This is a genomic window from Pseudomonas sp. efr-133-TYG-5, from assembly GCF_030209175.1.
Taxonomy (GTDB): Bacteria; Pseudomonadota; Gammaproteobacteria; order Pseudomonadales; family Pseudomonadaceae; genus Aquipseudomonas.
In genome coordinates this window covers 694,589-705,852 of the sequence record NZ_JARVSM010000004.1, presented here as the reverse complement: position 1 = coordinate 705,852, position 11,264 = coordinate 694,589, and the positions used below count along the sequence as shown (strand labels likewise).

Below are 11,264 nucleotides of genomic sequence, written 5' to 3'. Positions count from 1 at the left end.
TGCCGTTCGTCTTCGCTGCGTGCCGACAGCGCGCACAACAAACCGCCATGCGCTTGAACGAGCCATGGCCACTGCAAAAAGATTAGTTGAGGGAGAAGGACTTACAACGAAAAACGCCGCGACAAGGCGCGGCGTTGAGCAGGCTCAGCGTGGTGCAAATCAGGCAAAGGTGTCGATGATCGTACCGAGCACTTCGTCGGAAGCCTTGGCAACTTTCACCCCCAGCTCCACCTGAAACTTGCCCTGGGCCATCTGCATCAGGTCACTGCCCAGGTCCATTTGCTGGCTGCGATCGACACTGCGCAGACGATCGACCTGCGCCTCGGAAGACTGGCTGGTCACCGCCCGCTCGATGGTGTTGCTGGCGATCTGACCGGCCGCCTGATCGACGCGGTTCTGCCCGGTCTGAATGGTGCTCAGGCCGGCATAAAAAGCTGTGCTTCCAGAAATTTCCATGGTCACTCTCATCCTTGGCAAGGATCAATGGCAGCCATTGAATCAGAGGCGTCAGAAAAACACCCGTCAAAAACACTAATGGCACAGTGCCTGTTCATAGGCAAAAGCTTAGTCGAGCAGGTCCAGCTGCAAATGCGCCGCCACCGCCTCGGCGCTCAGCGTCTTGAGTTTCGGCACCCGTCCCAGGCACGGCGCGGGAATCCGCTCGGCCAGGGTCGCGAGGTTTTCTTCCAGCCGCGAGGTTTTCGGGTCGATGATGTTCGCCACCCACCCGGCCAGTTGCAGGCCATCGCGGGCAATCGCTTCTGCTGTCAGCAGGGCATGACTGATGCAACCCAGGCGCACGCCGACCACCAGGATCACCGGCAACCGCAGGGCGATGGCCAGATCCGACAGATTGTCCTGGTCCGCCAGCGGCACCCGCCAGCCACCCGCCCCTTCGATCAGGGTGAAGTCGGCCTTCATGGCGAGAATCTCGCGCATCGGTGCCAGCAACGATTGCACCGTGAGCGCCACGCCGGCCTCGCGTGCCGCCAGGTGCGGGGCAATGGCCGGTTCGAACGCGACCGGATTGACCTGTTGATAGGTCAGCGGCAGCGAGCACTCGGCCTGTAGCGCCAGCGCATCGGCATTGCGCAGACCGCGCGGCGTCACCACGCAGCCGGACGCCACCGGCTTGCCCGCCGCCGTGCTCAATCCCGCCGAACGCGCCGCGTGCAGCAGGCCGGCGGCGACGGTGGTCTTGCCGACATCGGTGTCAGTCCCGGTGATGAAATAGGCTGCGCTCATAAAGGCTTCTCCAACACGGCATAGACCACCTGATAAGTCGCCGGCAGTCCCGCGCACTGGCGAAACTGCTCGTAGGCCTCGACCAGCCGCAGAATCCGCGCCCGTCCGGTCAACCCGCCGGGACGGCCGGGATTGAGATTGTGCGCACCCAACGCCTTGAGTTCATGGGTCAGGCTGCGCACATCCGGGTAGTGCAATACGTGCGGTCGATTCTCCAGGCTCACTGTGCGCAAGCCACTGGCCGCGCACAACTGCTGATAACGGGCGAACTCGCGGAAACGGTTGACGTGGACCAGGCCATCGACCTGACGCCAGCTGTCACGCAATTCGTACAGTGTCCCTACACAGAGACTAGCAAACGCGAAAATGCCCCCCGGTTTCAGCACCCGGAACGCTTCACCGAGCACCGCTTGGAAATCCGCGCACCATTGCACGGCGAGGCTGGAAAAGATCAGATCGCAGGTCGAATCCTGCAACGGCAGACGTTCGGCATCACCGGCGATAAAGTGCGTGGCGCCGCCCAACGGCCGGGCGTGGTTGAGCATGCCCTCGGCGATATCCAGCGCCAGGCCTTCACTGTCGGCGAAACGCGTGCCCAGCGCGCGGGTGAAGTGCCCGGTGCCACAGCCCAGGTCCAGCCAGCGCGGCGCGCCGAACCCTGGCGGCAAACGCTGCAGCAACTGGTTGCCGACATCGCGCTGCAGCGCAGCCACACTGTCGTAACTGGCCGCTGCGCGGGAGAACGAGGCCGCCACCTGGCGCTTGTCGGGCAAGCCGCCGGGCAGCGCCACTAGAGATAAATCAGTCATCGCCGCACTCATGTAGAAAAGCCTGGATCGCGCCCGCCACTCCATGCGGGTCTTCCAGAAGAAACGCATGGCTGGCCTGTTCGATCAGGCCCACCTCGACATCCGCCACCAGCGTGAACAACGCCCCTGCCGCTTCGGCCGGCACCAGGCCATCCAGGCCGGCAAACAGATGCAATTGCGGCCCGCCGAACGCCTGCAAGGCCTCGCGTGTGTCGATCCTGGCGAGCAGCTCGAGCCCGGCCATCAACGCCGGCGGCGCCGTAGGCGGTGCGCCGCCGAGCAGCAGCCGCGCCAGGCCACGCGGATCCTGCGCGCCTTGTGCGCACAGCAGGGAAAACCGTTTGAGGGTCAGGCGCGGGTCGGCATTGCAGCCGGCCAGGAACGCATCGAAGGCGGGCGCGGGCATCGCGCTCGGCCATTGGTCATGGGCGACAAACGAAGGATTGCTGGCCAGGGTCAGCAAGCCGCAGCAATGTTCGCCGCGGCGCGCCGCCAGCTCGCTGGCGAGCATGCCACCGAGCGACCAGCCACCGAGCCAGACGTCCTGGGGAATACGCTCGCCGAGTTCGTCGAGCCAGTCCTGCACATCGCTGGAATCGAGGTCCGGCAGCGGTTCGATTGCCACCTGCAGGTGTTCGTCGAGCCCGCGCAATGCAACGGCCAGCGGTTCCAGCGGCGAAACGCCGAGGCCCCAGCCGGGCAGCAGAATCAGGCGATTACGCATGGCTTGGCTCCGACTTCAGGTGGGCAAAGCAATCGGCCAGTCCCTCTAACAATAGCTGCACCTGCGCCTCGCTGTGGGCGGCGGTCAGCGTCACGCGCAACCTGGCGCTGCCGGCGGGCACGGTCGGCGGGCGGATCGCGGTCACCAGCAAGCCGCGTTCGCGGAGCATCTGCGACAGCCGCACAGCACGGCCGGCATCGCCAACCAGGATCGGCTGGATCGGCGTGAAGCTGTCCATCAATTCCAGCCCGATCTGCTCGGCGCCGTGGCGGAACTGGCGGATCAGCGTCTGCAAATGCTCGCGGCGCCAGTGTTCGCTGCGCAGCAGTTGCAGGCTTTTCAAGGTCGCGCAGGCCAGCGCTGGCGGTTGGCTGGTGGTGTAAATGTAGGGCCGGGCGAACTGGATCAGGCTTTCGATCAGCTCTTCACTGCCGGCGACGAACGCGCCCGCCGTGCCGAACGCCTTGCCGAGCGTGCCGACCAGCACCGGCACGTCCTCCTGGCTCAGGCCGAAATGCTCGACGATACCGCCACCGTTCGCCCCCAACGGGCCGAAACCATGGGCGTCGTCGACCATCAGCCAGGCGCCTTTGGCCTTGGCCTCTCGGGCCAGCGCCGGCAGGTCGGCGAGATCGCCGTCCATGCTGAACACGCCGTCAGTGACCACCAGGGTATTGCCGCTGGCTTTCTCCAGGCGCTTGGCGAGGCTGCCGACGTCGTTGTGCAGATAGCGATTGAAACGCGCGCCGGACAACAACCCGGCGTCCAGCAACGAAGCGTGATTGAGGCGATCTTCGAGCACGGTGTCGCCCGGCCCGACCAGTGCGGTCACTGCGCCGAGGTTGGCCATGTAGCCGGTGGTGAACAACAGCGCACGCGGTCGCCCGGTGAGATCGGCCAACGCCTCTTCCAGCGCATGGTGCGGGCCGCTATGGCCGATCACCAGGTGCGAGGCACCGCCACCGACACCCCAGCGCTCGGCACCGGCGCGCCAGGCCTCGATCACCTGCGGGTGATTGGCCAGGCCCAGGTAATCGTTGTTGCAGAACGCCAGCAGCGGCTGGCCGTCGACCAACACCTGCGGCCCCTGCGGAGACTCGAGCAGCGGACGCTGGCGGTAGAGGTTTTCGGCACGACGGGCAGCCAGGCGTGCGGCGAGATCGAAAGACATGCAAGCCTCGAACAGCAAATCACATGAATCAGGATGGACACCGATCCTGTGGGAGCTGGCTTGCCAGCGATGGCGGCACCACATTCAACATCAGTGTCGACTGTCAGTCCGCTATCGCTGGCAAGCCAGCTCCCCACAGGGGGAGTGTTCCTTCAGCAAAATCGGGGCGAGTTTCAGACCGCCGCGTTGTAGAACTGCTCGCTGCTCTTCTGCTCCACCAGCGCCTGCTCGATGGCGGCCTGGTGCACTTCGTCCGAATGTTCTTCGCGGGCTTCCGGCTGGATGCCCAGGCGCGCGAACAGTTGCATGTCCTTGTCGGCCTGCGGGTTGGCGGTGGTCAGCAGCTTGTCGCCGTAGAAAATCGAGTTGGCACCGGCAAAGAACGCCAGTGCCTGCATCTGTTCGTTCATCGCTTCGCGGCCGGCGGACAAGCGCACGTGGGACTGCGGCATGAGGATACGGGCCACGGCGAGCATGCGGATGAAGTCGAACGGATCGACGTCTTCGGCGTTTTCCAGCGGCGTGCCGGCGACCTTCACCAGCATGTTGATCGGCACCGATTCCGGGTGCTCGGGCAGGTTGGCCAGCTGGATCAGCAGGTTGGCGCGGTCATCGAGGGACTCGCCCATGCCGAGGATGCCGCCGGAGCAGATCTTCATCCCGGCGTCACGCACGTAGGCCAGGGTCTGCAGGCGCTCGCTGTAGGTGCGCGTGGTGATGATGCTGCCGTAGAACTCCGGCGAGGTATCGAGGTTGTGGTTGTAGTAGTCGAGGCCGGCCTTGGCCAGCGCTTCGGTCTGCTCCTGGTCGAGGCGGCCGAGGGTCATGCAGGTTTCCAGGCCCATGGCTTTCACGCCTTCGACCATCTTCAGCACGTAGGGCATGTCCTTGGCCGACGGGTGCTTCCACGCCGCGCCCATGCAGAACCGGGTCGAACCGATGGCCTTGGCACGGGCCGCCTCTTCGAGGACCTTCTGCACTTCCATCAACTTCTCTTTTTCCAGGCCGGTGTTGTAGTGACCGGACTGCGGACAATATTTGCAATCTTCCGGGCAGGCGCCGGTCTTGATCGACAGCAACGTGGAAACCTGGACGCGGTTGGCGTCGAAATGCGCGCGGTGCACGGTCTGCGCCTGGAACAGCAAGTCGTTGAATGGCTGTACGAAAAGGGCTTTGACTTCGGCCAAAGACCAGTCGTGACGCAGGGTGGCAGAGGTGCTGGCGCTCATGGGCGATTCCTTGGTTATGCTTGGCAAGCGCCTGCGGAACACGGAATAACCACAGGCACGACACGGATGTTCGGCATATTTAAGGAAGAGTCATGCGCTGTCAACCACACTACGAAGGACAGGTTTACATCTGTTTAAAAAACATCCAATCGTGTTTGCTCTGCGAAGAACCGTCAGACACCGACACGCCGATCTGTGTGCCCTGCGAACGTGAGTTGCCCTGGCTCGGCGACCAGTGCACTACCTGCGCACTGCCGTTGCCAGCGCCGGGCCTCACGTGTGGCGAGTGCCTGCAAGCGCCACCCGCGTTCACCCAGGTGGTCGCGCCCTGGCGCTACGACTTCCCGCTGGACAGTCTGATTACGCGTTTTAAACACAACGGTAAATGGCCCTTTGGACACCTGCTCGCCGACGTTGCCGGACAATACCTGCAACATCGCTTCGACGAAGGCTTGCCGCGCCCCGACGTGCTGGTCCCCGTGCCATTGGCGAACAAACGCCTGCGTCAACGCGGCTTCAATCAAGCCGCCCTGTTGGGGCGATGGTTGAGCAAACAGCTGGATCTGCCTTTTGCAGAACATGCTGTACGGAGGATTCACGACACCAGCGCCCAGCAGGACCTCGACGCCCGGGCGCGCAAGCACAATTTGCGTCACGCCTTCGCCCTGGCCCCGGAGACAGACTTACAAAGTCGGCACTGCGCCTTGATCGATGACGTGCTGACCACCGGCGCTACCGCACAGGCCCTGGCGCGACTGTTAAAAGATGCAGGTGCAGCGCGGGTTGACGTGTATTGCCTGGCGCGCACACCAAAGCCGGGGACTTGAGAATCAGCACAATCCCATTGTGGGAGCGGGCTTGCTCGCGAAGGGGCCTGTACATTCAGCATCTATGGCGACTGACACACCGCCTTCGCGAGCAAGCCCGCTCCCACCGGGGTGACAACGTATGGCTTGACTCTTGTGGTGCAAGCCGCCAACTTCACTTCCCACCGCCACTGTGAAAAAGCCCCCATCCATGTCCCTGCCCTCCCTGTTGTCCCAGCACATCGTCCGCCGTCCGCAGCGCATCGCCCTGCTGCAACACATCGCCGAACAGGGCTCGATCACCCGCGCTGCGAAAAGCGCCGGGCTGAGTTACAAAGCGGCGTGGGATGCCATCGATGAGCTGAACAACCTTGCGCAGAAGCCGCTGGTCGAGCGCGCGGTCGGCGGCAAGGGCGGCGGTGGCGCCAGATTGTCCAGCGAAGGCGAACGGGTGCTGCGGCTTTATCAAAAGCTGCAGGCCTTGCAGGCACAAGTGCTGGAAGCCGCCGAAGACGCCAGCGATCTCGACCTGCTCGGCCGGCTGATGCTGCGCACCAGTGCGCGCAATCAGTTGCACGGCAAAGTCGTGGCGATCGAAAGCCAGGGCCGCAATGACCGGATCCGCCTGGAGCTTGCCGAAGGCCTGCACCTCGACGCGCAGATCACCCACGACAGTACCGTGCACCTGGAGCTGCAAGCGGGCACCGAAGTGGTGGCACTGATCAAGGCTGGCTGGCTGGAACTGCTGGCCCCGGAGCAAGTTGCAACATCTGGTCACAATCTTCTGCACGGCAGCATCGACGCGATTCTCGATGCCGAGGACGGTCCCAGCGAAGTGCGCATCGCCCTGCCCAATGGCCAGACGCTCTGCGCCCTGGCCGAGCCGCTGGACCTGCGCACGCGGGGCCTCGCGCTCGGGCAAGCGGTGCAGGTGCAGTTTTCCCCGTCCAATGTGCTGATCGGCACCCCGCTGTAACCCGGCGCCCTGCAACGAAAGCGTCATCGACCCTGATTAAGGTGGCTGCCAAAACCATGCAGGGAGCCTGATGTGAGCCTATTAGAAGAAAACCAATCCACTGACCTGGAAAAAATGGTCGGCATGAGCCGCCGCGGTTTCATCAGCGCCGGCGCGCTGTGCGGCGCGGCGATGTTCCTCGGTGGCAATCTGTTGAGCCGCAGCGTGCTGGCCGCCAGCGTCAGTGCCGGCAACAGCCGCCTGCTCGGTTTCGACAGCATTGCCGCAGCCACCAGCGACACCATCAGCCTGCCCAAGGGCTACACCTCGTCGGTGCTGATCAGCTGGGGCCAGCCGCTGCACAGGAACGGCCCGGCCTTCGACCCGAGTGGCAATGGCACCGCCGCCGCACAGGAAGTGCAGTTCGGTGACAACAACGATGGCATGAGCCTGTTCGAATTCCCCGGGGAAAAGAATCGCGCGCTGATGGCGATCAACAACGAATACACCAACTACCGCTACCTCTACCCGCACGGCGGCCAGCCGCAGTCGGCGGAAGACGTGCGCAAGGCCCTGGCCTGCGAAGGCGTGTCGGTGATCGAAGTGCAGCGCCGCAACGGCCAGTGGCAGTTCGTCCAGGGCTCGCGCTACAACCGCCGCATCCACGGCAACTCGCCGCTGCGCATCAGCGGTCCGGCCGCCGGTCATGAGCTGATGAAAACCAGCGCCGACAAACACGGCCGCAAAGCCCTCGGCACCTTCCAGAACTGCGCCAACGGCAAGACGCCGTGGGGCACCTATCTGACCTGCGAAGAGAACTTCACCGACTGCTTTGGCAGCAGCAACGCCCAGCAGCAGTTCGACCCGGCGCAGAAACGCTACGGTGTGACGGCCGCCAGCCGCGAGATCAACTGGCACCCGTTCGATCCGCGTTTCGACATGGCGAAGAATCCCAACGAGCTCAACCGGCACGGCTGGGTGGTCGAGATCGATCCGTTCGATCCGCAATCGACCCCGGTCAAGCGCACCGCCCTCGGCCGCTTCAAGCACGAAAACGCCGCACTGGCCGAGACCGATGACGGTCGCGCCGTGGTGTACATGGGCGACGACGAGCGTGGCGAGTTCATCTACAAATTCGTCAGCCGCGACCGCATCAACCACCGCAACCCCAAGGCCAACCGCGACATCCTCGACCACGGCACCCTGTACGTGGCGAAGTTCGATAACGGCGACAACCACCCCGATCACCCGAAAGGCCAGGGTCAGTGGATCGAACTGACCCACGGCAAGAACGGCATCGACGCCAGCAGCGGCTTCGCCGACCAGGCCCAGGTGCTGATTCACGCCCGTCTGGCCGCCAGTGTGGTCGGCGCCACGCGCATGGACCGTCCGGAATGGATCGTGGTCAGTCCCAAAGACGGCCAGGTCTACTGCACCCTGACCAACAACGCCAAGCGCGGCGAGGACGGGCAACCGGTGGGCGGGCCGAACCCGCGCGAGAAGAACGTCTACGGGCAGATCCTGCGCTGGCGCACCGACCGCGACGATCACGCGGCAAAAACCTTCACCTGGGACCTGTTCGTGGTGGCCGGCAACCCCGGCGTGCACGCCGGTACGCCAAAGGGCGGCTCCTCCAACATCACCCCGCAGAACATGTTCAACAGCCCCGACGGTCTCGGTTTCGACAAGGCCGGGCGCCTGTGGATCCTCACCGATGGCGACTCCAGCAACGCCGGGGACTTTGCCGGGATGGGCAACAACCAGATGCTGTGTGCCGATCCGACGACCGGCGAAATCCGCCGTTTCATGGTCGGGCCGATTGGCTGCGAAGTCACTGGCATCAGTTTCGCGCCGGATCAGAAAACCCTGTTTGTCGGGATCCAGCACCCGGGCGAGAACGGCGGTTCGACCTTCCCCGAGCACCTGCCGAACGGCAAGCCGCGCTCGTCGGTGATTGCGATCACCCGTGAAGACGGCGGAATCGTCGGCGCCTGATACAGCGCTTTCGCGAGCAGGCTCGTTTCCACAGGGAATCGCATTCCAGATGTGGGAGCGAGCCTGCTCGCAATGGCGTCAGCGCAGACACCAACCACCTCCCCCACTGCCATCTGCGCTACCATGCTGGGCCGGACGCGGCAGCCTGCCGCGCGCAGGAGTCAGCATGGCCCACCCGTTTGAAACCCTCACCCCCGACCTCGTGCTCGATGCCGTCGAAAGCATCGGCTTTCTCAGCGACGCGCGCATCCTGGCGCTCAACAGCTATGAAAACCGCGTCTATCAGGTTGGCATCGACGACGGCGAACCGCTGATCGCCAAGTTCTACCGCCCGCAGCGCTGGAGCAACGAGGCGATCCTCGAAGAACACCAGTTCACCTTCGAGCTGGCCGACGTCGAGATTCCGGTGGTGGCGCCGTTGATCCACAACGGCCAGACTCTGCACGAACACGCCGGTTTTCGTTTCACCCTGTTTCCCCGGCGCGGTGGCCGCGCCCCGGAGCCAGGCAATCTCGATCAGCTGTATCGCCTCGGCCAGTTGCTGGGGCGCATTCACGCGGTCGGGGCGACCAGGCCGTTCCAGCACCGGGAAGCGCTGGCGGTGAAAAACTTCGGCCATGATTCGCTGAGTACCCTGCTGGACGGCAACTTCATTCCGAAAAGCCTGCTGCCGGCCTACGAATCGGTGGCCCGCGACCTGCTCAAACGTGTCGAGGACGTCTACGCCGCCACGCCGCACCAGAACATCCGCATGCACGGCGACTGCCACCCCGGCAACATGATGTGCCGCGACGAGATGTTCCACATCGTCGACCTCGACGACTGCCGCATGGGCCCGGCGGTGCAGGACATCTGGATGATGCTCGCCGGCGACCGTCAGGAATGCCTGGGGCAGTTGTCGGAATTGATGGACGGCTACAACGAGTTCCACGATTTCGATCCACGCGAGCTGGCGCTGATCGAACCGCTGCGCGCCCTGCGCCTGATGCACTACAGCGCCTGGCTGGCGCGGCGCTGGGATGACCCGGCGTTCCCGCACAGTTTTCCGTGGTTCGGCACCGAGCGCTATTGGGGCGATCAGGTGCTGGCATTGCGCGAACAGCTGTCGGCACTGAATGAAGAACCGCTGAAGTTGTTCTGATTCAAAGATCAGAAGGATCGCCGCCTGCGCCAGCGCCTACACCGGTTCGACTTCATCCGGTAGGCGCTGGCGCCGGCGGCGATCTTTTTGCTTTCTGACACGACACACCTAGACAACCTCCTTACAATCCGTTCTTTGTTAGCTGCCTAAGCAAGGACTCTGCATGCAAGCCGCCAACCCGCGTCGCGGGTACATTCTGGGCCTGAGCGCCTACATCATCTGGGGCCTGTTCCCGCTCTACTTCAAAGCCATTGCCGAAGTCCCGGCGGTGGAAATCATTATCCATCGCGTGCTGTGGTCGGCGCTGTTCGGGGCCTTGCTGTTGCTGGTGTGGAAACACCCGGGCTGGTGGCAGGAGCTGCGCGACAACCCCAGGCGCCTGGCGATCCTGGCGTTGAGCGGCACGCTGATCGCGGCCAACTGGCTGACTTACGTCTGGTCGGTGAACAACGGACGCATGCTCGAAGCGAGCCTGGGTTACTACATCAACCCGCTGGTCAACGTGCTGCTGGGCATGCTGATTCTCGGCGAGCGCCTGCGCCGCCTGCAGTGGCTGGCGGTTGGCCTGGCGGCGGTCGGCGTGGCGCAGCAGGTGTGGCAGGTCGGCAGCCTGCCGTGGGTGTCGCTGGTGCTGGCGCTGACCTTCGGCTTCTATGGCCTGATCCGCAAACAGGCGCCGGTCAAGGCGCTGCCGGGGTTGGTGGTGGAAACCTGGATGCTGGTGCCGATTGCCGTCGCCTGGTTGCTGTTCAATCCAACGGCAAGCAGTGCCCAGGCGGCGTTCTGGACCACCTCGCAAGCGTGGTGGCTGGTGGCGGCCGGTCCGGTCACGCTGATCCCCCTGGTGTGCTTCAACGCCGCCGCGCGGCACCTGCCCTACACCACGCTCGGCTTCCTGCAATACCTGGCGCCGACCCTGGTGCTGCTGCAGGCGGTGCTGTTGTTCGATGAGCACCTGTCGTCCAGCACCTTGATGGCGTTCATCTTCATCTGGGCCGGTCTGGCGGTGTACAGCGTCGATGCCTGGCTGAGCCTGCGCCGTCGCAGCTGATCAGAAAACGTACAAACCTCTGCAGGCCACGGTTCTCGTGGCCTGCACCGTTCCTTCCCAAGGTTATCCACAGCGTGATCCCCGCCGTTTGTGCGCAAGTCACTGAATCCTGGCGATTTTTTGATCAAGTCTGGCAAA

General features: G+C 63.9%; 11 protein-coding genes. 5 read left to right on the top strand and 6 right to left on the bottom strand.

Features of this window, described 5'->3' with window-relative positions; genetic code table 11:
* Nucleotides 1–159 precede the first annotated feature (159 nt).
* The 6 genes from QRN70_RS18040 to bioB form a co-directional block, all read right to left on the bottom strand.
* Nucleotides 160–456 (bottom strand): pyrroloquinoline quinone biosynthesis protein PqqE, encoded by a 297-nt coding sequence (locus QRN70_RS18040; RefSeq protein WP_285419291.1) that lies wholly within the window; start codon nt 454–456, stop codon nt 160–162.
* A 108-nt stretch (nt 457–564) separates the two neighbouring features.
* Nucleotides 565–1,245 (bottom strand): dethiobiotin synthase, encoded by a 681-nt coding sequence (gene bioD, locus QRN70_RS18035; RefSeq protein ID WP_285419290.1) that lies wholly within the window; start codon nt 1,243–1,245, stop codon nt 565–567.
* Nucleotides 1,242–2,054: a malonyl-ACP O-methyltransferase BioC gene (gene bioC / locus QRN70_RS18030; protein ID WP_285419289.1), complete on the bottom strand. Its 813-nt coding sequence runs from the start codon at nt 2,052–2,054 to the stop codon at nt 1,242–1,244. The genes bioD and bioC overlap by 4 nt, the downstream gene beginning before the upstream one ends.
* Nucleotides 2,047–2,778, bottom strand: coding sequence for an alpha/beta fold hydrolase (locus QRN70_RS18025; RefSeq protein ID WP_285419288.1), 732 nt, complete (start codon nt 2,776–2,778; stop codon nt 2,047–2,049). The genes bioC and QRN70_RS18025 overlap by 8 nt, the downstream gene beginning before the upstream one ends.
* Entirely contained in the window at nt 2,771–3,949 is a 1,179-nt protein-coding gene (gene bioF / locus QRN70_RS18020) for an 8-amino-7-oxononanoate synthase (RefSeq protein WP_285419287.1), read from the bottom strand. The genes QRN70_RS18025 and bioF overlap by 8 nt, the downstream gene beginning before the upstream one ends.
* A 173-nt stretch (nt 3,950–4,122) precedes the next feature.
* Complete coding sequence (bioB, locus tag QRN70_RS18015) at nt 4,123–5,178, bottom strand: biotin synthase BioB (protein ID WP_285419286.1); 1,056 nt, start codon at nt 5,176–5,178, stop codon at nt 4,123–4,125.
* Between the two features lie 92 nt (nt 5,179–5,270).
* Between bioB and QRN70_RS18010 the strand changes: the two genes are divergently transcribed.
* The 5 genes from QRN70_RS18010 to rarD all read left to right on the top strand — a co-directional run bounded on the left by QRN70_RS18010 (nt 5,271) and on the right by rarD (nt 11,126).
* Complete coding sequence (locus tag QRN70_RS18010; RefSeq protein WP_285419285.1) at nt 5,271–6,005, top strand: ComF family protein; 735 nt, start codon at nt 5,271–5,273, stop codon at nt 6,003–6,005.
* A gap of 190 nt (nt 6,006–6,195) precedes the next feature.
* Nucleotides 6,196–6,960, top strand: a complete 765-nt coding sequence (locus tag QRN70_RS18005; RefSeq protein WP_285419284.1) for a TOBE domain-containing protein — start codon at nt 6,196–6,198, stop codon at nt 6,958–6,960.
* Nucleotides 6,961–7,032: 72 nt separating this feature from the next.
* The gene (locus tag QRN70_RS18000; RefSeq protein WP_285419283.1) at nt 7,033–8,934 is read left to right on the top strand and encodes a PhoX family protein; all 1,902 of its coding nucleotides are present in this window, start codon (nt 7,033–7,035) and stop codon (nt 8,932–8,934) included.
* 166 nt (nt 8,935–9,100) lie between these two features.
* Nucleotides 9,101–10,075, top strand: a complete 975-nt coding sequence (locus QRN70_RS17995; RefSeq protein WP_285419282.1) for a serine/threonine protein kinase — start codon at nt 9,101–9,103, stop codon at nt 10,073–10,075.
* Between the two features lie 163 nt (nt 10,076–10,238).
* Nucleotides 10,239–11,126, top strand: a complete 888-nt coding sequence (gene rarD, locus QRN70_RS17990; protein ID WP_285419281.1) for an EamA family transporter RarD — start codon at nt 10,239–10,241, stop codon at nt 11,124–11,126.
* Nucleotides 11,127–11,264 lie beyond the last annotated feature (138 nt).